Annotated in this window: 19 protein-coding genes and 1 pseudogene; 9 read left to right on the plus strand and 11 right to left on the minus strand. The window is 43.2% G+C overall.

The window, feature by feature from the left end; all coding sequences use genetic code 11:
• Positions 1–63 precede the first annotated feature (63 nt).
• The 3 genes from yiaY to VEA_RS24120 all read right to left on the minus strand — a co-directional run bounded on the left by yiaY (position 64) and on the right by VEA_RS24120 (position 2,358).
• Positions 64–1,212: an L-threonine dehydrogenase gene (yiaY, locus tag VEA_RS22310; RefSeq protein ID WP_005391135.1), complete on the minus strand. Its 1,149-nt coding sequence runs from the start codon at positions 1,210–1,212 to the stop codon at positions 64–66.
• A 333-nt stretch (positions 1,213–1,545) separates the two neighbouring features.
• Entirely contained in the window at positions 1,546–2,196 is a 651-nt protein-coding gene (gene elbB, locus VEA_RS22315; RefSeq protein ID WP_006742044.1) for an isoprenoid biosynthesis glyoxalase ElbB, read from the minus strand.
• A gap of 12 nt (positions 2,197–2,208) precedes the next feature.
• The gene (locus VEA_RS24120) at positions 2,209–2,358 is read right to left on the minus strand and encodes a hypothetical protein (protein WP_006742043.1); all 150 of its coding nucleotides are present in this window, start codon (positions 2,356–2,358) and stop codon (positions 2,209–2,211) included.
• A 120-nt stretch (positions 2,359–2,478) separates the two neighbouring features.
• Between VEA_RS24120 and yddG the strand changes: the two genes are divergently transcribed.
• Positions 2,479–3,381 (plus strand): aromatic amino acid DMT transporter YddG, encoded by a 903-nt coding sequence (gene yddG, locus VEA_RS22320; RefSeq protein WP_006742042.1) that lies wholly within the window; start codon positions 2,479–2,481, stop codon positions 3,379–3,381.
• 90 nt (positions 3,382–3,471) lie between these two features.
• Here yddG and VEA_RS22325 read toward each other — a convergent pair whose 3' ends face one another.
• A complete protein-coding gene (locus tag VEA_RS22325; RefSeq protein WP_006742041.1) occupies positions 3,472–4,368 on the minus strand; it encodes a cation diffusion facilitator family transporter in 897 nt (298 codons plus the stop codon).
• 176 nt (positions 4,369–4,544) lie between these two features.
• The gene (locus tag VEA_RS22330; protein WP_006742040.1) at positions 4,545–5,423 is read right to left on the minus strand and encodes a LysR family transcriptional regulator; all 879 of its coding nucleotides are present in this window, start codon (positions 5,421–5,423) and stop codon (positions 4,545–4,547) included.
• Positions 5,424–5,594: 171 nt separating this feature from the next.
• On the opposite strand from VEA_RS22330, the gene VEA_RS22335 reads away from it, so the two are divergent.
• Complete coding sequence (locus VEA_RS22335; protein ID WP_006742039.1) at positions 5,595–6,170, plus strand: class I SAM-dependent DNA methyltransferase; 576 nt, start codon at positions 5,595–5,597, stop codon at positions 6,168–6,170.
• A 155-nt stretch (positions 6,171–6,325) separates the two neighbouring features.
• Here VEA_RS22335 and VEA_RS22340 read toward each other — a convergent pair whose 3' ends face one another.
• A complete protein-coding gene (locus VEA_RS22340) occupies positions 6,326–8,299 on the minus strand; it encodes an acetoacetate--CoA ligase (RefSeq protein WP_012842471.1) in 1,974 nt (657 codons plus the stop codon).
• Positions 8,300–8,521: 222 nt separating this feature from the next.
• Between VEA_RS22340 and phhA the strand changes: the two genes are divergently transcribed.
• On the plus strand, positions 8,522–9,316 hold the full coding sequence (gene phhA, locus VEA_RS22345) for a phenylalanine 4-monooxygenase (protein WP_005391119.1): 795 nt from the start codon (positions 8,522–8,524) through the stop codon (positions 9,314–9,316).
• Positions 9,306–9,644 (plus strand): 4a-hydroxytetrahydrobiopterin dehydratase, encoded by a 339-nt coding sequence (locus VEA_RS22350; RefSeq protein ID WP_005375563.1) that lies wholly within the window; start codon positions 9,306–9,308, stop codon positions 9,642–9,644. The genes phhA and VEA_RS22350 overlap by 11 nt, the downstream gene beginning before the upstream one ends.
• A 70-nt stretch (positions 9,645–9,714) precedes the next feature.
• Here the strand turns inward: VEA_RS22350 and VEA_RS22355 are convergent, their stop codons facing one another.
• Positions 9,715–11,484: a choice-of-anchor I family protein gene (locus tag VEA_RS22355; protein WP_006742037.1), complete on the minus strand. Its 1,770-nt coding sequence runs from the start codon at positions 11,482–11,484 to the stop codon at positions 9,715–9,717.
• Between the two features lie 199 nt (positions 11,485–11,683).
• Between VEA_RS22355 and VEA_RS22360 the strand changes: the two genes are divergently transcribed.
• Positions 11,684–12,028, plus strand: coding sequence for a HopJ type III effector protein (locus tag VEA_RS22360; protein ID WP_006742035.1), 345 nt, complete (start codon positions 11,684–11,686; stop codon positions 12,026–12,028).
• 38 nt (positions 12,029–12,066) lie between these two features.
• Here VEA_RS22360 and VEA_RS22365 read toward each other — a convergent pair whose 3' ends face one another.
• Complete coding sequence (locus VEA_RS22365; RefSeq protein ID WP_080955956.1) at positions 12,067–12,375, minus strand: cysteine-rich CWC family protein; 309 nt, start codon at positions 12,373–12,375, stop codon at positions 12,067–12,069.
• Positions 12,376–12,518: 143 nt separating this feature from the next.
• Here VEA_RS22365 and VEA_RS22370 point away from each other — a divergent pair, with 143 nt between their 5' ends.
• Together VEA_RS22370 and VEA_RS22375 are read left to right on the plus strand one after the other, a co-directional pair.
• Positions 12,519–12,734 (plus strand): DUF3820 family protein, encoded by a 216-nt coding sequence (locus tag VEA_RS22370; protein ID WP_005375557.1) that lies wholly within the window; start codon positions 12,519–12,521, stop codon positions 12,732–12,734.
• Between the two features lie 40 nt (positions 12,735–12,774).
• Positions 12,775–13,020 carry a hypothetical protein gene (locus tag VEA_RS22375; protein WP_006742033.1) on the plus strand — a complete coding sequence of 82 codons (246 nt, stop codon included), beginning with the start codon at positions 12,775–12,777 and terminating at the stop codon, positions 13,018–13,020.
• Positions 13,021–13,158: 138 nt separating this feature from the next.
• On the opposite strand, the gene VEA_RS22380 is transcribed toward VEA_RS22375, so the two are convergent.
• Complete coding sequence (locus VEA_RS22380; RefSeq protein ID WP_012842472.1) at positions 13,159–13,407, minus strand: hypothetical protein; 249 nt, start codon at positions 13,405–13,407, stop codon at positions 13,159–13,161.
• A gap of 768 nt (positions 13,408–14,175) precedes the next feature.
• On the minus strand, positions 14,176–15,780 hold the full coding sequence (locus VEA_RS22385; RefSeq protein WP_006742030.1) for a S8 family peptidase: 1,605 nt from the start codon (positions 15,778–15,780) through the stop codon (positions 14,176–14,178).
• Positions 15,781–16,183: 403 nt separating this feature from the next.
• On the opposite strand from VEA_RS22385, the pseudogene VEA_RS23690 reads away from it, so the two are divergent.
• A pseudogene (locus tag VEA_RS23690) lies at positions 16,184–16,452 on the plus strand (IS1-like element transposase); the annotation flags it as partial.
• A gap of 239 nt (positions 16,453–16,691) precedes the next feature.
• Here the strand turns inward: VEA_RS23690 and VEA_RS22390 are convergent.
• Positions 16,692–17,876, minus strand: a complete 1,185-nt coding sequence (locus tag VEA_RS22390; RefSeq protein WP_006742028.1) for a hypothetical protein — start codon at positions 17,874–17,876, stop codon at positions 16,692–16,694.
• Positions 17,877–18,219: 343 nt separating this feature from the next.
• Between VEA_RS22390 and VEA_RS22395 the strand changes: the two genes are divergently transcribed.
• Positions 18,220–20,265 (plus strand): P-loop ATPase, Sll1717 family, encoded by a 2,046-nt coding sequence (locus tag VEA_RS22395; RefSeq protein ID WP_006742027.1) that lies wholly within the window; start codon positions 18,220–18,222, stop codon positions 20,263–20,265.
• Positions 20,266–20,614: the final 349 nt, after the last annotated feature.

The raw sequence follows: 20,614 nt of genomic DNA on the forward strand, positions 1-20,614 counted from the left end.
AAAAAATCCCCAATACGAGATCGGGGATTGAATTAAGACTAGAGAATTGTTTACTTAGCGAGCCTACATCGCTTCTTCGAAGATCTTAGAGATCTCTTCGTGCGTTGCTTGTTTCGGGTTGGTGAAACCACAAGCGTCTTTTAGCGCGTTGTCCGCTAAGGTTGGGATATCTTCTAGCTTCGCACCAAGCTCTTTAATGCCTGATGGGATGCCGACATCTTTAGCAAGCTCAACGATAGCATCAATGGCCGCCGCAGCACCTTGCTCTGCTGACATACCTTCAACATCAACACCCATTGCTTTAGCAACGTCACGTAAACGCTCTGGACATACTTGCGCATTGTAACGTTGTACGTGAGGTAGAAGAATCGCGTTACATACACCGTGTGGCAGGTCGTAGAAGCCGCCTAGTTGGTGCGCCATTGCGTGAACGTAACCAAGAGATGCGTTGTTGAATGCCATACCTGCCATGAACTGTGCGTATGCCATTTGCTCGCGAGCTTCAAGGTTTTCACCGTTTTTCACTGCTGTGCGAAGGTGAGCTTGAATCAGTTCAATTGCTTTGATTGCTACCGCGTCAGTGATTGGTGTCGCAGCGATAGATACGTAAGCTTCAATCGCATGTGTTAGCGCATCCATACCTGTTGCGGCAGTAAGAGACGCAGGTTTAGCAAGCATCAACTCAGGATCATTCACTGACATCAATGGTGTTGTGTGCTTGTCCACAATCGCCATCTTAATGTGGCGCTCTTCATCTGTGATGATGCAGAAACGCGTCATTTCAGAAGCGGTACCAGCCGTTGTGTTGATTGATACGAGAGGCAGCATTGGTTTTGCGGATTGGTCAACGCCTTCGTAATCGCCGATCTTGCCGCCGTTTGACGCCACTAAAGCGATACCTTTTGCACAATCGTGCGGTGAGCCGCCTCCGAGTGAGATAACGAAGTCACATTCGTTTTCTTTTAGTAAAGCTAAGCCATCATTAACGTTGGTGATAGTAGGGTTTGGTTGAGTGCCATCGTACACAACGGTTGCTACGTCGCGTTCAGTGAGAAGGTCTTGAACTTGTTTGACTACACCGATTTGGTTAAGGATCTTATCCGTAACGATCAAACCTTTTTTAAAGCCTTGAGATTGGATGCTGTCTGCTGCGTCTTTTAAACAACCAGCGCCCATTAGGTTTACCGTAGGGATAAAAAATGCACTTGTCATATTGGATAGCTCCGTCGTTATTTTTAATAATCTTTCTTAATTTGCCATTTACTGTCGCACACTCGTTTCCAGATTGAAGTTGATCTGAAGCAAGTTTACCTATTTAGAGGTATTTGCAAGAGAAAAACTGTGACAGTGATCTTGTTGCACAGCGTATAGGTGCAACACAGATATAAAGTAGAACAAATATGAAACCAGTGACGCAATCGATTGGCAAAAATTGATATCTAATAAGGATATATCTCTAAATTAGACTAAAGTATAAAAAATCCCCATTAATAACTTAACTATCAATGGGGATGGGAGGTAGGTTTATAAGTTATCTATCAATAATTAGGCAATTTCAATCAGCTTTGATACTAACTTTTCGATACCTGATGCCGCTTGAGAGATATTCTCTGCCAACATATAAGCTGGGGTTGATAGAACGAGGTGTGTTTCATCAAAAACGATATCCTCGACAGAGCAAGTGATGTGCTCACCGCCCATTTGATTAAATGCTATCGAGATCGCTTCATCGTTGCCTACGGTGCCTTTCACGCCTTGATCATAAATCATCGGAATAATGACAGGTGAAATACACAGATAACCTGCTGGCTTTTTCGCATGAGCGAATGCGCGACATGCTTGAGCTACGTGTGTATTAATCGAGCACTCAGCTCCTGATACTGCGAAGTCAGTGAGATTTTTAGCGGCACCAAAACCGCCAGGTAAGAGTAGGGCATCAAACTCCTCTGGGTTTAATCTTGCAACATCATCAATATTGCCACGTGCAAGACGTGCAGATTCCACCAACACATTTCGTGTTTCGTCCATCTCTTCGCCAGTTAGATGATTAATCACGTGTAATTGATCGATGTTAGGAGCAAAGCAATGCCATGATGCACCTTCTTTTTCAATGGCATGGAGTGCTAATACGGCTTCATGCAGTTCTGTGCCATCGTAAACACCTGAACCACTGAAGATAACTGCGACTTTTTTCATTTGAGAATTCCTTTAGTCTGAGGTTTCCGTTTGTTGCTCTGTTTCTTTTAGATGCTGAGTGCTCGAATCAGTTTCGGCGATTTCGCTATCGTCGTCTTCTTCATCATAGTAGCGCACAACAAAAGGTGTAAGCATAACACTCGAGGGCAGAAAATGTTTCATATCGACTCCAACTGCGTAATGGAGTGATTTTTATACTGATTTTTATAAAACAGTACGTTGAACCTGATCATTTTTGAGTTAAGCTGATGTTTCCTTTGGCATTCGTGAGTGGTAGGTCACATGAAATCAGTGCAATTTCGTTTCACACTTTATGGTTGTATTGCCATCCTCTCTTGGAGTTGCTTACTTGGCATTGCCAGGTTGGTTACCGAGAGCTTAGGTCCCGTGGGCGGGGCGGCCATGTTGTACTCTCTCAGTTCTATTTTCCTTCTTATCGTAGTTGGCATTCCGAAGTTATCGTACTTTTCTCCAAAGTATCTCGTGCTTGGTGGCGCGATGTTCGTTTGTTATGAAATATTTCTCGCTTTATCTCTGGGATATTCCAACTCGCGTGCGCAGGCTATTGAAGTGTCGATTGTCAATTACCTTTGGCCAGCACTCACCGTTTTGTTTGCGGTTTTAGGCAGTAACAAAAAAACAAACTGGCTGCTTTATCCAGCGGTTGCGCTGGCGTTTATCGGAGTCGCGTGGACGGTGAGTGGTGAAAATGGCTTATCCGTTACTCAGATTATGTCCAATGTCAGTAGTAACCCTTTGGTTTACTTTATGGCTTTCGCAGGAGCAGTTATATGGGCTTTTTATTGTAATTTAACCCAGAGGCAGCAATCCAAACATAACGCGATTACGTTGTTTTTCATTGCTACTGCTGTTTCGTTATGGGTGAAATATACGTTTGCTGATGAGCCAGAGATGACTTTTTCATTGGAAGCAATGGGCTACCTTTTTGCTTCTGCGGCGTTGATGGCTGGTGGTTATGGTTTGTGGAACATCGCGATTGTTGGCGGAAACATGGTCTTTCTTGCGACACTTTCTTACTTTACGCCCATTTTCTCTGCGCTATTTTCTTCCATTATTCTTGGTGTGACGTTGAGTCCGAGTTTTTGGCAGGGGGTTGTGATGGTTACGGTGGGCTCTTTGCTTTGCTGGGTTGTCACCAAGGAGAAGCGTGAAGCTGCAGGTTAAACCAAAATTATCTGGTTTTATCTTTGCGCTGTATGCTCAAATGACAGAAAGAAAAAAGCTCCTTCGGTCGGGAGCTTTTTCTTTCGTGTTCTAACAGTTTGCGACGTTTAAATGGAGTTGCAGTTTGAATCTGTGCTTCGACAGACGTTTCGTTAACTGAGTACGAGTTTGTTCCAACTTATCTAATGCGATGGTGTCGTCATCGACGTGCAAATCGATGTTAATACGAAGCTCTTGGCCCACTTTAGTGATACCCGCTAACTTCAGCTGGTGGTCAGATGTTTTTTCTATCTCTAGTACATCATTGCCAACGACCTGACATAGCTCTTTGCTTGGTGTCATCATTAGTAGCTCACGTAGTGCACCAACCAACATATCAAAAGGAACTTTCAGAAAGTAGAAGCCCATTAGCACCATCATCGTAGGATCGGCATAAACCGCATATTCAGCGAATGGCGTTAGTGATACAACCCAAGCAGCAACAAATCCTACCGTCACCGCTACACTTAATAGCGTATCCATCTGCCACTGTTTTTTCTCTGCTTCAATCAAGCCTGATGAGAAGCGACGGCTGCGTTTCGCCATAAACCACCAAGCGTAACCACAACCGATGACGTTTACGATGCCGAAGAGAGTGGCAATAGAAGCATCGACTTCACGGCCTCCGGACATCAATGCTGAAATTGCAGAGTAAAGAGAAAAGCTTACAACCACTAAAATAACAGCCGCTTTTATCGCAATAACGATTGGCTCTAAGACCGCTTTTCCAAATGGGAATACAGATTTTGAGGGCTTGTTAATATAGTAGGAAGCGGCCAGTGACAATAAAGTTAACAGTAAGCTGACCAAAGAGTAAACACCGTCAAAAACGATGACAATTGATCCTACAAGCAAGCCAAGTACCATACCACCAGCAGCGAACCCAGATGCTAAAAGGGCTGAAATGGTTAGAATACGGTTTTCGTTTTTGCTTGTCCTGTCACACATAAAAGATGCCTTTAAATTTTAATACCTTACTATTCTTCTCGCATAAGGTAATTTAGGCAACCACTAAGTGAGCAGGTTCTAATCTAAAAAGTTGCGTTTTTGTTTATGTTCTTATAAAACAATAACTTGCTGCATGGTTGTGGTGCCAATAAAATTGGCGCTCACTGATAAAATGTTTAGAAGTCAAATAAATACTCGCTCAATTTATCCGCTAACCATGTCATTGCTGGGTGCTCAGTTTGACCGTTAGGTGAAAACATACAGTAATCTTCTTGTGTCAATCCGTATGTATGCTTGATAACTGCGAGCTTTTGCTGGCGAAGGTAATGGCGGATTAATGGTTCTGGCAGTACACCCCAAGCGTCTTCTTCTAAGATGGTGTTGAGCATGTAGTCAAAACTCGAAAAGCCAATGTATCGAGTCGAGAAAGGCTGCAGTTCAGGGTTGTCTTTCTCATTTAGGTACACCATCAACGCTTGCATCTGGCTGCGCAGATCTTCGTCTGAGACTCGGCGCATCTTACTTAGGCGATGTTCTGCACTGCATACTGACATCATACGTATCTTGCCTAGCGGGTTATACACGATACGAGGATCGTCGACGCGCTCATAATCAACACCAAAGGCAAAATCCACTTGGTGGGTACTGACTAAGTTGGCTAAGTCGCCACTGGATGCCAAGATTAAGTTGAAGGTTGTGGAAGGGAAGCGGTTATTCAGTGTATGAGAAAGCTCCTGCCAGAGATCATCAGGTAAGGAGTCGTCACGTGCTACCCAAACTTCCGCGTTAAAACCTTCTGAGATTTGAGCACAGGTTTTTCTTATCCGCTGTGCGATGATAAGTAGGTGTTCGCAATCTTTGTAAATGGCTTTCCCAGCTTCAGAGAGAGTGAGCTGGTTGCCAGTTCGGGTAAACAACTCAACGTTGAGATCTTTCTCTAAAGCCTTAATCGACATACTGAGTTTGGTGCGATTACAATCGAGTTGCCTTGCTGCTTCAGAAACAGAACCACACTCAGCGATGGTGCAGAAGGCTTCTACTTGAGTTAAGTTCATGATTTGACACAACCAATAAATGAATTCAAATAATTTGGGTATTATGCAGATATGCTCCCAAAGCCGTGAAAGATTATCGAAAAAAACGCGAATCCGCCAGATAAGTCTATGGTCTTTTAACGGTTTTGCGGTAATCTATGTGGGTTACAAAAAGTGAACATGGAGGCCACGATGGCACAAGATTGGGACGGCTTAGCAAAAAACTGGGAATCAAATCCAGCAACAGAGCAATTTGCGCAGTCGGTGTTTGAGCAGTTACAACAGCTAACTCAGCTTGATGGCATTAAAGTACTAGATTTTGGATGCGGAACAGGGCAGTTAAGTCAACGATTGTCACCGATGGTTAAAGACATCGTAGCATTAGACGCATCGGAAGCCATGATTGAAGAACTCGATAAAAAAGAGCTTGCCAATGTAGAACCTGTCGTAGATGCATTGTCTCGCGGCTTGGTCGCTCAGCATCCAGCGTTTCGTGGACAGTTTGACCTAGTAGTTGCATCGTCAGTTTTAGCGTTTGTGGAAGACTTAGACGCGTCATTAAAAATCTCGCATTCTTTACTTAACCACGGCGGTTACTTTGTTCATTTTGATTGGATTGCAGAATCTGAACAAGACGGTTTTACCCTTGCGAAGTCTAAACGTGCTTTGAAAGATGCAGGTTTTACTGAGGTGGAATCGCAACACGTTTTTGACATTACATCTGATGGTAAAACGATGTCGGTATTAATGGGGCTTGGTCGCCGTTAAGACTGAATAAAGAACACCACATGATAAAAGCGAGCTACCTAGCTCGCTTTTTTCTTATCGGTTGAGGGTATGTACCCAAGTTAATCTCACTTGTTCTTCAACCTGTCGCCGCGGGTGTACGCAAAGTGGTTCTCTAACAACCAAGTGTTCTGAGGTTATTTTTGGGCGATTATCCTGCGTATCTCCTCCAACACTTCAGGATTGGCTATTGCGCCTAAATTTTCTACGCTCCGATTGTTAACGACTTGCTTAACGGCTAACTCAACCAATTTTCCCGAACGGGTCTTAGGTATATCGCTTATTGCGTAAATTGCACTAGGTACATGTCTTGGAGAACATGCAGATTTTAGCTGTGCTTTGATGGAGGCGATCATCTCGTCGTTGAGCTCTATCCCTTTCATTAATTGGACAAATAGCCATATTTGTTCGTTGCGATCGACTTCTTTTCCTACTGCGATGGAATCTAGAATACCGTCTATACTGTTCACTTGCTGATAGATTTCGGCCGTGCCGATTCTTACGCCACCGGGATTCAACGTGGTATCACTTCGACCATAAAACACGTATCCACCAACGCTGGTTTGTTCAACATCGTCGCCGTGGTGCCAAATATTGTCGAACTTATCCCAATAAGCACGATGGTATCTTTCCCCGGTGTCGTTCCAAAAGCCAGCGGGGAAGTTGGGCAATGAATTGGCACAAACCAACTCACCGCGCTCTCCAATTACGCTATTACCTTGTGGGTTAAAGACTCTGACATCGACCCCTAATCCCGCTGATTGGCACTCTCCTCGATAAACGGGAGAAATAGGGTTGCCTAACACAAAGCAGCCACAAATGTCTGTCCCGCCTGAGATCGATGCGAGGTGTACATCTTCTTTAATGTGCTGATAAACATAATCAAACTGCTCTGGATACAGAACTGAGCCCGTTGAGCAAATGGTTTTCAGAGCGGGAAATACATCACTTTTCGGCGGAGAAAAAGAAACTTTTTCCAATGCCTCTAGGTATTTCGCCGAAGTTCCAAACAGCGTCACTTCGGCTTGTTCAGCGAGGTCCCAAAGCACGTTATGAGTGGGATAAACAGGGCTACCATCAAAAATTACTAAACATGCGCCGCTCGCGAGTGAAGAAACGTGCCAGTTCCACATCATCCAGCCACAGGTCGTGTAATAAAACACTCTGTCGTTCGGTTGGATGTCGCAATGCAGTTGATGCTCTTTCAAATGGTTAAGCACTGTTCCGCCGACGGAATGAACGATGCATTTCGGTTTGCCTGTCGTGCCTGAAGAATAGAGCACAAATAGCGGATCGTTAAAATTAACACGAGTAAAAGTCAGCGCTTCAGGTGTGTATTGATTCAGGACGTTTTGCCAATCTTGAGTGCAGACGTCGCATTCAAAAATGTGTGGTTTCAGGTAGCTAATTTGGCAAACCTGTTTAAGACCATCAAGATGATCCGCAATATGCTGGTTTTTCTCAGACATATCGAAAGTTTTGCCATTGAATGTATAGCCATCACAAGTAAACAGGATTTTAGGTTTCACTTGACCAAAGCGCTCCAAAACGCTTTCAACGCCAAAATCAGGTGAGGTAGAAGTCCAGGTTGCCCCTAAACTGGTGGTTGCTAACATGGCTATCACCGTTTGAGGTAAGTGAGGCAAATAGCCAGCGACGACATCACCTTGCTTGATTCCACATTCTTTCAACCATTGCTGGACACTCGAAACTTCTTCACACAATTCTTTCCATGTGTAGGTTTGCTTTTCTTCACGTTCATTTTCAAACCAAATCGCGAGATCATCGGGTTGGTGACACGCGTAGGTTAGCAAGTTTTCGGCGTAGTTAATCTGCGCGTTTGGGAACCATTTCATGTCTCTATTTTCGACGGGTTGCTGCCAGCGACTTTCTGCTTGCTCCTTTACAGTCTCTCCTTGAGTACCAATGACGTCGCAGAATAACCAGACTTCTTGCCAAAATTTTTCCACATGATCGAGCGACCATTGATGCAGATCGGCGAAGTTTTCAATGGTATTTCCTTGTCGATTAATGTGTTCAATAAACTGTGTGATGTTGGCTTCTTCGATACGACTTTCGCTCGGTTGCCATACTTTGCTGCTCTCGCGCATAGGTCCCTCTATAACAAAGTGGTAACAGATTTTAGTTTGAGAGGAATACACGATAAAGTCAAACAAGCTAGATATTATATCGTGTCATAAAAATCATGCAGTTACGACGTGTTGTAAACAATATGTTACATCGGATTGATACTGAGAAAATCGTGTGGGGATTGGAAGCTCTCAAGACTGAAGATAGGCTTAATGTAAAGGATTTGTTAATGGAGATGTGCCATGACTCAGTATCGTTCTAAACCCGTAAACCAGGAAGGCAGGGTTGAATGGAGCCGTGAAGAAGACGCCATTTGGCGAGATTTGGTAACACGACAAATGGGTGTGATCCAAAACAGAGCTTGTAAGGCTTATTTACACGGTTTAACGCTGCTTGATTTACCTCAAGACCGCGTTCCTCAATTGCCAGAAATTAATCGTGTCTTGATGGAGACAACAGGTTGGCAAGTGGAGCCCGTTCCTGCGCTTATTGACTTCGACCGTTTTTTTAATCTGCTCGGTAATAAGCGCTTTCCCGTCGCCACATTCTTGCGTACCAGAGAAGAGTTCGATTACTTGCAAGAGCCGGATTTCTTCCATGAAATATTTGGTCATTGCGCGATGTTAACCAACCCAGATTTTGCTGCATTTACCGAGCATTATGGTCAACTAGGGCAAGCCGCTACACCAAAACAAAGAGCCTATCTCGCTCGTCTCTACTGGTTTACCGTAGAGTTTGGCTTGGTGAAAGAAGGGGACAAAACCAAAATTTACGGTGGTGGTATTCTCTCATCTCCTGGCGAAACCCTCTACGCATTAGAGAGTGATGTAGCAATTCGCGACCCATTTGAATTACAAACTGTGCTGAGAACGCCTTATCGTATCGACATCATGCAACCGAAGTACTACGTGATTGATGACTTTTCTCAGCTCTTTAAAATCAGTCAGTTAAATTTATTGAAACAAGCTGATCTAGCGATTGAAGCTGGACTGCTTCCTCCACTTTTTGAACCAAAGGAACCTGCTCATGTTGAATGAACAAAAATGCGAAGCTTGTAGTATCGATGCCATTGCACTAAGCAAAGAAGAACAACAATCTCTGCTGCTGCAATTGTCTGATTGGCAGATCATTGAAAGAGAAGACATACCTCAACTAGAAAAGGTGTATAAATTTAAGAACTTCAAACAAGCATGGGCTTTCAGTAACAAAATCGCGGAACTGGCAGAAGATGAGTTCCACCATCCTTCTATTTTGTTGGAGTGGGGTAAGGTCACCGTAACTTGGTGGAGTCACTCGATCAAAGGTCTGCATAAGAACGATTTTATCTGCGCATCAAAATGTGACGCGCTAGCATCGGCAGAGTAGGACATTACCTCATACAAAAAACGCCCGGCTTACGTCGGGCGTTTTGGTTCTAAATGACTTTTACATTACTTTATAGATTGATTCGGAAGACGGATGTCGTGCCCGATACCTCATTGCCAACAGCGATAAAATGACCACCACTACGGGTAAAGTAATTGATGGATTCTGGGCCTAAATCGCCTGCTTTTGGATTGTATGTGTCGTTCGTGCATTCGCCATCTTCCACTTGTGTACACACTGGCTGATTGTAATCGCGACGGTTTACGTAATGTAGGAACTGTGCTTTTTTCGGATCGGTAATGTCATAAATCATAATACCGCCTTGGCGCTCCAAGCCGATAAACGCGTAATGGCGGCCGTTAATTTGTGCTACTTCAATCGCCTCTGGCTCAATGCCTTTATCATCACTTCGGTCATCGCCACTGTCATTGTTATCGTTGGTACTGTTGAAGTTCTTGCCTTCATTCAGCAGCGCGATAGTCGCGAAATCGTCATCGCTATCAAAGACCAACTTGCCGTTTTCATCCCAAATCGAGAATGAACGCGCGCCAAATGCTTGAACCTTATCTTGTGCAGAAAGCGTTTGTTCCGGCTTAATCACTTTTAAACGCGCGAGTTGTTTGTTGTCTTTTAGTGCCTCTGCCAATGGGTGTTCTGCTGCTACTTTCAGCTTCTTACCGCGCACTTCATCAATATGGCTTAAACAGCTCCCTTGCTCAGATGTGTATTCATCTGTACCAAGGTAATCGTCTTCATCCCACATAAAGCCAGCTTTGTCGCACAGTTCTTGAGTGGTTTTGAATCCGTACTCACGCCCGTCGCCTTCATTTGCGGATACGATGTAAGTACTCCCATTCACTGAGTAGCTGTCGATGGTGTCAGGCATAAATAAGCCAACCAGTTTTGGGTAGCTTTTCAAGTTTCCAATAATTTTGTCTTTGTTAGATGCATCGAGTTTAGCGTCCGACCAAGACTTCTCACCTAAGCCAACAATTTTTTCTACCGATTTGCTCACTGGATTGACGATTGCCATGGCGTTATTTTCTTGTAGCGCGACATAGATTTTACCGTTATCTGCAAAAGTGAGGTATTCAGGCTCTAGATCTTGTGCGATGGTGGCGTTTGGCCCCGAAATACGCACATTCATTGGGAGATCTGCTTTTCGTGAACCATCAAACTCGTTAAAGCCAATTTGTGTCACTTCTGCTTGAGCAACGCCAAGGTTCAGATCGATCAAAGTGACGCTACCTTCAGGATCGACGCTGTAATCGCTGTTTGGTTCGCCCTCATTAGCGGTTGCGATATATCGGCCATCTTTCGAGAAGCCAACCATGTCTGGCAATGCGCCTGTTGGGAAAGTCATGACTAATGACAAATCGTCGGAGCGGTACAAACCAACAATACCATTCGCTTGTTTATTACTGTTTTCAATCGCAACCGCGACCAAACCATTGAATACAGCGACACTGTTTGCAGCGCCAATTTCAACGCCAGCCGCTTCGCCAGCGCTGTTGAGATCAATGAATGCGGTTTGGGTTGGTACGCCGTTGTCATCCATAGAAAGTACATCGACACGTTTTGCTTCAGCATTGACCACATAGAGCTTATCCGTACAGGCGTCATAACTGACGATTTCAGCTGCCGATGTTTCGAATGGGGCATCAGCAACGGATGTCCCGATAAATGTTAACCCTTGAATTGAAGTTTCCCCAGCAACGGGCGCAGTGGTAGGTTTGCATTGTGTAGCGAATGAAGCCACGGTATCTTCGGGTTGTGATGAACACGCGATGGCAAGTGATGACAATGCGAGTGCACCGATTGCCTTTAAAGGGGTGATCATGATATCTCCTTATCAATCCGATACGTTGTCAATCAGCATGGGGTTTATGCTTCTGTCCATTTCCGTAATTGGAATGATGGAACGCTGAATGACGTGTGATTTGGTAAGGCTCTGAATATATGTATGATTGATGACTCTTATATTGGCTTTTTATGAAACTAATGTGTCATCAAAATGATGAAGTAGGGATAGAGGAATAATGGAATTAAAATCGTTTTTAGATTTGTTGGCAGCTTCACCAGAGCAGGTCGAATTTGAAGCAACGATGGCGGTGATCGAAGAAAACTATACGTTTGAGCCAACCGCTTTTGTTAATGGTGAGACGCAAAACAACGCGGGTGAGAACAACGGTTCGTGTAAGATCTTCGCTTTCGGCTTGCTACATAACCTAGACAAAGAAGCGACACTAGCCTGCTTTGGCCGTTTTTATCGTGAAGATGTATTGCTGCATCCAGAGAATAGCGATCACCAGAATATTCGTAATTTTATGGTAACAGGGTGGGATGGTATTAGGTTTGAAGCACCCGCTTTAACCGCTAAATAAACACCAGTCTGAAAACGCAGAACAGTAAGCCAGTCGTATTATGCGACTGGCTTTTTTTCTAGACATTTTCGGCACAAACACAGCTGGTTGGCGCTTGGCTTGGGTAAATCACGGGTTTCAATAGTAAAGCACCAACAGGTTTCTTTGCCTGCGGCGATATCACAATGGGCTTGAGTCCCGCACTCAGGACAATTGTGCGTTGAATCTTTCCCTGCGATTTGTTCGATAATCGTATCTCGTTGGAGATCGGTTTTGTCTTTCCATTGGATGATTTCATCCATTGTTCGGTGACAACCAGAGCATATTCCGGCGTTATTTTTACATGCTGCTCGACAAGGTGACTTCATTGCTTTCTCGTTCTCATTTTTTATGCCGCGTACTCTAGCACAAAGCGAGTCAAGGCCGCCAAAATAAACGTGAGTGCGATTTGCTGGTGAGGAGAGGGCGGCAGTGATATTCTTGGACGAGTTACCTCAAATCTTTGTCACTTATGTTAGAAAAAGAAAACCTCATTAAACTCGCTAGAATGCAAATGCCATTTGGGAAATATGCAGGGCGAGTGTTAATCGACCTACCTGAAGAATACTTACTGTGGTTCGATAAAAAGGGCTGGCCAAGCGGCGAACTAGGGGATTTGCTCAAGCTGTGTTTAGCGCTCAAAATTGAAGGCTTAGATAGTGTCGTGAAGCCTTTGAAGCGTATGTAACTAGCCACAGAAACTGCCACTTTTAATGAAAAGACTTATTATGAATTTTGATATCGATGCACTGAAACACCACCAATTGGTCGAAGATGGTAAATTAGAGGGATGTTACATTCATCAGCCAGCTCAAGGTAGCCAGCAAGATGACAAAGCTGTTTTGGCAGAGCGCCAAGCGTTGGAAAAAATGGGGTATAAGGTAATACAGGTGAAAGCTAAAGGCGGGACAACAACGTTTGCCGAGGCGATGCAAAAGCTTGCGAAGGACACTGGTCACCTGCCTAAGGAGTAAGTGAGTGTAACCTGCACAGACTTACAAGTTATTTCACCAGACTATTTTTTTCATTCAAAAGAGCCAGACCGTTAGGCTGACTCTTTTTTGCTCCCAACCCGTTGAGAGCTTAAACATTGATCGTATCAATAAAGTCTGTCAGTAGAGAAACCAGTTAGTTGCATAAATAACGAGAAGGACTAGAAGACCTAGAAGGAATGGGAAGGTTAGCATCATTACGAACTTTTTCTTGAAGCTTGGTTTATCGAATACCACGCCTTCGGCCTCCCTTACTCTTCGCTCTTCATCAAAATGCCATTTAATAGCTAAGTAAGCTCCAATACCTAATACAATAAGCTTAAAAGCTCCAGCAAAGTACGGAAAGAAGTTAGCCCAACTGTCGTTCATTATCTATCTCTCTCAAATTAAATATGGGCTTTACGGTAGCAGAATCCAAGGTTTATGTTTAGTGCTCTCCCCAAGTCAGGTGCCCTGACTGGCACAAGCCTACTGATACTGCTAACTGTCCACAACTCTCTTTGCAATATCCTTGGTTATTAATGATTTAATAGAAAAGGACTAGAGCATTTATATTCAGAGGCGTGTCTGTATGGTTTGTAACGTCTTTGCCCCATTCCAATTTAGCTCGTTTGATCGTCTCTTTGCCTAATAGTTCCCATTTATAATGATCTTGCGTGGTTCAAGGCCCATTTCATCCAATGTTACCGTTGTCAGCCCATCAACATGTGCAGTATAGGGTCTGAGTTTTGAGTGGATACAATCTTCTCGGATTAGCCACCATATCGTTCACGATGACCAACAGCCAAGGTCAGGTCACGCGTTTGTCTCACAGCCCAAAAGTGCAAGTGAGAACCGCGGTCACAGTAAAGAATTTGTTTTGTATCATCTTGGGTTTGCCATCATGCCAAGATTTATGATGGAGAAAGAGTTAGCTCGAGGAGATTAAGTTCGCATCCTATTTGATGTGCACGACTTGGAGAACCCGACTTATGCGGTGTACTAATAGAAAGCTTCGATTCCGCTTCGAGTTGAGTTCTTGAAGAAAAAGGCCGGTGCGTTTGAATAGCATCGAACGCCACCTATTAAACTCAGTATTCCCAAAGCAAAGCCCACCGACAAGTGGGCTTTGTTCTCTTTCAATAACGAAAATAATAACTAGTAGCTCGCTTGAATGCTGACACCGCTATAGTTTGAGTAACCTTGAATCATGACGTGATAACGTCCACTTTGTGTCGCGCTGACCGTACATGTTTCATTGTTACCGTATTTGAAAGGTCGGCAGTCCCATGCATTCAGTGTCGGTTTTGCACCAAAACGGAGATACAAATCCGCATCACCGCTGCCACCATACATTTGTACGGTTAAGCGCTGCCCAGCTTCGACATCAACATAGTAATACGCGACTTGACCGGTTGAGCCACTTAAACCGCTCACTGGCACACCCGAGGTTAACTTACCTTCTGGATCCGGTGTTGGATCTGGGCCACCACAGTCTTGGCCACAATCAGCATCCGTTAAGCTATAAAGTAGCTTGTTCACGCTGCCTCTTGTGTCCGTCACCTTTCCGCTAGTTGCGCGGCTCACGATCAAGGCCTCTACTTGGCTTGGAGATAACGAACTGTTTTCTTGAAGATACAGTGCTGCTACACCCGCTACATGTGGCGTCGCCATCGATGTACCACTAATGGTTTTGTAACCACCGTCATACCACGCAGATTTGATTTGTGAGCCTGGCGCAAACACATCCACACAACTGCCCCAGTTTGAAAAACTCGAACGTGCATCCGTGCTTGTGGTCGAACCGACAGTTACTCCTGTAGCAACGCGTGCAGGAGAGTAGTTACATGCATCGGCGTTGGAGTTACCTGCTGCAAGCATAAAGCTGACACCTGATTGAACCGCACTTTGCACCGCACTATCGAGAGCGACAGATTGACCGCCACCTAAACTCATATTGGCAACTGAAGGTCCGGAAGCGTTCGCAGCCACCCAATCCACACCGGCGATAACACCAGACGTAGACCCCGATCCGCTACAGCTCAATACTCTCACGCCGACAAGGTTGACGTTTTTCGCAACACCATACAAGCTGCCGCCAATGGTGCCCGCCACGTGTGTGCCGTGTCCATTACAGTCACTTGCATCTGCATCATTATCGACAAAGTCATACCCAGAAACCGAGCGCCCACCAAACTCAACATGTGCATTGTTCACACCAGTATCGATAACATAAGCCGTTACACCAGTCCCATCAAAGTTGGCACTGTAGTTGTTATCGAGTGGCAAGTTACGTTGGTCGATTCGATCTAGTCCCCAAATGGCATTGGTTTGATTTGCGTCTGCCGAGACTATTGGGTCAAGCGATAGGATTCTGTCTTGCTCAATGTAGTCCACACGAGGATCAGAACGTAGATCTTGTAGCTGCTCAGGACTCAAGTTAGCGACAAATCCACTTATCGAGTGGTCAAAAACCGACTCCACTTTTATCGAATATAAACCGGACATGCGGTCTACAGACTGTTGCGTGAATTGCTCGAATTCCGGTGAGCTGCTCGCCATCATTTGCGGTTGTTGAAATACCACTATATAGCGATCTGCAATGGCGATGTCGTCCGGTGCAAGCATTAATGTGGCAGGCAATGTGTCGGGAGCTTGTTGTAACTCTGCACTGTCCGCAATCTCATTGGGTTGCGAAAAAGCGAGAGAAGAATGAAAACAGAGCGCGGAGGTGATACAACAACTTAGTAGTTTCTTTAACATAAAATGTTCCTTGAAATCATAGTCTTGTTGATTTTACCTAGTACCAAACTGTCAACACGAAAACACAGACAATCAGCGAAGTACGCTCAATACGTGCTGCAGTGACGTTACACAAATCAAACTAGACAATGAGCAGTTATATGCATAATTGATAATAATTCGCATACTCAGAAACATGATCAATAACCAAGCTTTATTGAAATTGAAATGCAAAGATTCATTTAGATTTAGAGCAAAATCCCTAAAATAGAATAATTCTACACGCCTGGCTTATTGCCTGTTATATGCACTATTCTTACCGATAATTTACGCAATAAAAACCTAACTATCCTTTCATTGGTCATGACTCAAATTGGTTGATAGATGTTAATATAGCCACCTGATTTCTGATGTTTTTTAACTCATGGCTACTATCCAAGTTCAATGTCGTTTCTGTAATAAAACAGAGCCCGTCCGTGAACATGGAAAAGGGCATTCTGGCTTTCCTCGTTTCAGGTGTATCGAGTGTCGAAAGGGCTTTCAACTCGATTAAGTTTACGAAGCCCGCAAGCCAGATGTAAAAGAAAAAATTGTCGATATGTCAATGAATAGCTCTGGAGTTAGGGAAACAGCACAAGTGTTGAATGTCGCATACAACACGGTATTGAGCACTTTAAAAAAATCTCGCCAAGGTAAGTAACCGCAATACCTTTCGATAGAGCAAATATAAGACTAATTTGTAAACTTGAAAGGCTTGCTGCATTGGTTGAGGAATATGAGGAAAAATACTTCCCCATTTAAGAACTGCAACACACCTTTGCTCCTTCCCGTGCCAGTGACGCTCAATCTCACAAATCACAGTGAGTGACTTTTCCTTGTCTGTGTAGTGTCTGGTAAGTCGGAGAACTATCATCTTATGCTTTTAAACGCCGTTAATTTTCATACGCATTGAGCGCTTGCAGCAGCAAAGGTTTAACGATGGGGTAAATTTGATTTAAACGCAACTGGTAGAAATCAAACGCTTCTTTCCAAGACTCTTCGTTCTGCCAGTCAAGAGTTATTACAGGTAGCGAGATTTTTAGCTTCTCTGGGACAAATTCAGAGTCCTCCGGCAATAGTGGCATCAATGACTCTCGCCTAGCATACAGGTACTCAAACAAGTATTGTCCAAGTGCGTCATTTCTGAATCTCACAAAGACACCCACCTCATTGGGTTTAGATCGGTAAGTTGTTATCCAACTATTGTGTGCCCTTGGTGGTAACTCGAACCATAAGTGCCCCTTAGCCGAAGGGGTTGGTAACCTTACACTAGTGTCATCAAGCTCAAGATAATCAAGCAATGCACTCCAATACTCATAGGATTGACTAGAACCTTTGTTTGTGGCTGATTCATTTTGCTCGTTGGTGGATTCCAGTTTCTCAGTAACTTCACTACTTACTTGATTAATCGAAATCACTCGGCGCTCAGTAATTTCAGTTTTGCGCATCACTTGAGGATTCACGAGCAGTTGTTCGCCTGGCATGTGGAAGATCTGCACCTCAACCATGGCAAAAGAAAACTCCATTGATGCATACGTATTAAGAAAGTCCTTTATCTCAAAAGCCCCCTCTCGAATACCATCGCCCACGACCAATAATAAGAAGCGGCCTTTTGAGAGGTTTCGCTGAACCGCATCAATGAATGAGGCTTCTAATACTTCATGGCCATCCGCCTCAACCAATTCAAAAAGCGACAGACCACCATTAATTGCACAAACCTTAGTATCAAGTTCGTCGTAGCTCCAATTCATCAAGTCTTTAGCGTAATCGAGTATCTGTCCAATCACTTCTCTACGAGATTGAGGATTACGATAGAGTTTGGTTTCCGCGATGACCAATCGGCCCGATGGCGTCACATAGATGCAGTCCACTCGACCCGACTTAGTGGCAAGCTCCATACACACTGGTATCGCACCGGTATAGTCCGCATCAATCTCATAAAAGGGTAATAGGTCAGCGTTGGCAAAGATAAGTTGCTGTAACCACTTCTCATCGTAGATACCTGTTGCCTGCAACTCGACTCGTTGAAGCCTCTGAACGCTGCTTTCGGGGGATACGATGATTGGACCATTGCTCATGAAAGAACTCCGTTGCTAGCTAAAAACGCTGAGAAAAACAAACTGTAAGGTTAGCCTAACTTATTACTTTACGGCGTTTACGAAGTCTCATTTACCTACTTTGACTTGCTTACTTCATTAGTCAGCAAGCAGTTCAGTACGCCCATAAGAGCAAGCTATTGCACTGTCGTGATGCAGTCGGATGGGAAGGCGTGTTGGCTAACTCAATTCTGCCCCTTTTCTATTTAGAGTCGTTGCTCGTAACACTTATGATGCTTTCTATTTGACCAAATATTTCTAATGTATGTAATATGAACTCAGGTGGTTATCGGGCTGGTAGAAATTAAGGATAGGGATAATTCTAATGACAAGAATACAGTTGCCTAAAAATGCTCTAACAAGGGTGAAAATGGGTCAATCGTTTGCTGAATATGATCTAATCAGATCTGATCCCCATCTATTCGTTACTACACCTGCGACGGTAAGTTCTATGGATCAAGAAGGAACTAACTGTTTTTACATCGGGAGACGAGGTGCAGGTAAAACCGCTATCACTTATGAAGTGCAGCGCAAGTTTCCCAGAACAGTACACATTACACCACAAATTTTTGATTTAATCGCTTTACCTTTAGAGCATGATGAATTTATAGATACTAGGCAAAGGCCATTTAAGTCACTAATGCATTCTATGGAGAGGGCATTGGTAGATGAAGTCATAAAAGCATGGGTTGATAGAGGAATTTTTAAATTTGATAAATCGTTCGATTCAATAAGGCGTGAACGAGGTCTTATTGAAGACTGTGATTTTGATTTACGTGTTCTTAATCTTACCGAAGAAATATTTGACGCATTTTCAAAAGAGAATGACAAACTATGGCTGCGCCAAGTAAAAAGAAGTAAAGAAATAGTAAAAGAAGCTAATGCGGTGTCGACGGGAGGAGGGTATGACTTTATTTTATTAATCGATAGGCTAGATGAGTCATGGGATGGTTCAGATTCAGCAATTATTTGTCTCATGGCCATGATGCATGCAGCTGTTCGCTTAAGAGCCTCAACAAACTTTCTTCGCCCTTATATTTTCATCAGAGAGAATATCTATGACCGAATTAGAACAATTGACAATGAATTTTCTAGACTAGAAACTTCTTCCGTTTTTTTAGAATGGTCATCAATAAAGTTAACTGAATTAGTTGAAAGAAGATTAGTTAAGCCTTTTAGCACAAAACCAAAGTTAGGAGGAGAAGCATGGAGCTACTTCTTTGAAGAAGATGAAAATGGATCATCCGTTGATCACGTAATGAAATTGTGTCAGCACAGACCACGCGATGTACTCATGCTTACAAGCTATGCTATAGATAATGCGATAAAAAATGGTAATAATAAAGTAGCCCCCAAGGACTTAACCGATGCTTCAGTAAGATATAGTACAAGTAGATTAAAAGATCTAGGCGATGAATATGCTGAAAACTTCCCAAACATCAGCTTAATATTAGAGTATTTTTACGGACTCGGTAACCAATACACAGTCAACTCAATCGAAGACTTTATACAGAAGATACTTGTTAATGAATCAATAGCTAAATATTGTAGTGATTGGCTCTATAAACAGACTACTCCATATAGGTTTATTGAGCTCCTGTTTGGTATCGGCTTTATCGGCATTCAGAGAAAAAACCATGTTCAATATAAGGAATCAGGTAAAGATTTGAATGCTAAACCAGCATTTGATAATAATTCAATATTTGAAGTACATCCTACTTATCATCAAGCTTTGAACCTTAGAAACGTATTAATAACAGACCTTTCAGATGGAACAATACTTAAGAATGAAGGGATACTAGAGGACTTACCTGAGAATTTTCAACTTGATGACTATAAGATGATCTTAGAAGACACTTTATCAAAATTGAAATTTTTACCAAAAGGTCATGAAGGTGCAAAAGACTTCGAAGACATCGTCGGGAAAATTATAGAATTATGCTTTTTTAGATCACTAAATAATGTCCAACCCACTGAGCGGACAAATGATGGTTCAACGATAAGGGACTGGGTTGCCTCAAACAGAGCTTCAGGTGGCTTCTGGGAAATGATAAGGAATAAATATGGGGCAACTCAAGTCGTTTGGGAATGCAAAAACTATGATAACCTGAAGTCGGATGATTTCCACCAAATTCAATACTACCTAAATGATACTTTTGGCCGTTTCGGAATTATTGTGTTCCGAGGTGATGAAGTAAAAGATTCACACATTAAGCATATTTCTAATATAGCAAATAAGAACAAAGCTGGATTAGTAATGGTTCTTACCCAAAAAGATCTCGAAGTATTCCTCCGACAATCAATTAAAGGGGCATTTAAAGAAAGTCATATACAAGACAAATATGACAATCTTATTCGAAAAATATCATGATGATCGTATGGATAAATTGTACAGCTAACACTCGAAGTAACAACTTGAGGTGTTACGTTCAATACATCCTGACACCTCGGCCGCACACTTTAAGTAATTCATAAACATCTAATTTAGCAAAATCATTGACTCGTTTATGTCCATCTATGAGTTAGCAACTCTGCTAACTCATAATTACCCCAAAGTGTGTTTCGGAAGTCATCAGCTTGACCTTAACCTTGTAATGCTTTGAGCGTCTGTGTAAATGTACAGACATAACGGATCTTTGCCATTATGGCAAAGTTTCGCTTCCGACTATGTAAATCGGTCGTTCTCGCTTTCTTTCGCGCTAGTCACAGAAATCTTGAAA

Origin of the sequence: Vibrio antiquarius (assembly GCF_000024825.1) — a bacterium.
Taxonomy (GTDB): Bacteria; Pseudomonadota; Gammaproteobacteria; order Enterobacterales; family Vibrionaceae; genus Vibrio; species Vibrio diabolicus.

What these genes read in the sequence shown, in the direction of transcription:
- VEA_RS22380 (WP_012842472.1), bottom strand. Translation starts at nt 13,407, where the DNA reads ATGAACGACAGTTGGGCTAACTTCTTTCCGTACTTTGCTGGAGCTTTT.
- elbB (WP_006742044.1), bottom strand. Translation starts at nt 2,196, where the DNA reads ATGAAAAAAGTCGCAGTTATCTTCAGTGGTTCAGGTGTTTACGATGGC.
- VEA_RS22385 (WP_006742030.1), bottom strand. Translation starts at nt 15,780, where the DNA reads ATGTTAAAGAAACTACTAAGTTGTTGTATCACCTCCGCGCTCTGTTTT.
- VEA_RS22395 (WP_006742027.1), top strand. Translation starts at nt 18,220, where the DNA reads ATGACAAGAATACAGTTGCCTAAAAATGCTCTAACAAGGGTGAAAATG.
- yiaY (WP_005391135.1), bottom strand. Translation starts at nt 1,212, where the DNA reads ATGACAAGTGCATTTTTTATCCCTACGGTAAACCTAATGGGCGCTGGT.
- VEA_RS22360 (WP_006742035.1), top strand. Translation starts at nt 11,684, where the DNA reads ATGGAATTAAAATCGTTTTTAGATTTGTTGGCAGCTTCACCAGAGCAG.
- VEA_RS22365 (WP_080955956.1), bottom strand. Translation starts at nt 12,375, where the DNA reads ATGAAGTCACCTTGTCGAGCAGCATGTAAAAATAACGCCGGAATATGC.
- VEA_RS22370 (WP_005375557.1), top strand. Translation starts at nt 12,519, where the DNA reads ATGTTAGAAAAAGAAAACCTCATTAAACTCGCTAGAATGCAAATGCCA.
- VEA_RS22335 (WP_006742039.1), top strand. Translation starts at nt 5,595, where the DNA reads ATGGCACAAGATTGGGACGGCTTAGCAAAAAACTGGGAATCAAATCCA.
- VEA_RS22330 (WP_006742040.1), bottom strand. Translation starts at nt 5,423, where the DNA reads ATGAACTTAACTCAAGTAGAAGCCTTCTGCACCATCGCTGAGTGTGGT.
- phhA (WP_005391119.1), top strand. Translation starts at nt 8,522, where the DNA reads ATGACTCAGTATCGTTCTAAACCCGTAAACCAGGAAGGCAGGGTTGAA.
- VEA_RS22355 (WP_006742037.1), bottom strand. Translation starts at nt 11,484, where the DNA reads ATGATCACCCCTTTAAAGGCAATCGGTGCACTCGCATTGTCATCACTT.
- VEA_RS22375 (WP_006742033.1), top strand. Translation starts at nt 12,775, where the DNA reads ATGAATTTTGATATCGATGCACTGAAACACCACCAATTGGTCGAAGAT.
- VEA_RS22350 (WP_005375563.1), top strand. Translation starts at nt 9,306, where the DNA reads ATGTTGAATGAACAAAAATGCGAAGCTTGTAGTATCGATGCCATTGCA.
- VEA_RS24120 (WP_006742043.1), bottom strand. Translation starts at nt 2,358, where the DNA reads ATGAAACATTTTCTGCCCTCGAGTGTTATGCTTACACCTTTTGTTGTG.
- VEA_RS22390 (WP_006742028.1), bottom strand. Translation starts at nt 17,876, where the DNA reads ATGAGCAATGGTCCAATCATCGTATCCCCCGAAAGCAGCGTTCAGAGG.
- VEA_RS22325 (WP_006742041.1), bottom strand. Translation starts at nt 4,368, where the DNA reads ATGTGTGACAGGACAAGCAAAAACGAAAACCGTATTCTAACCATTTCA.
- VEA_RS22340 (WP_012842471.1), bottom strand. Translation starts at nt 8,299, where the DNA reads ATGCGCGAGAGCAGCAAAGTATGGCAACCGAGCGAAAGTCGTATCGAA.
- yddG (WP_006742042.1), top strand. Translation starts at nt 2,479, where the DNA reads ATGAAATCAGTGCAATTTCGTTTCACACTTTATGGTTGTATTGCCATC.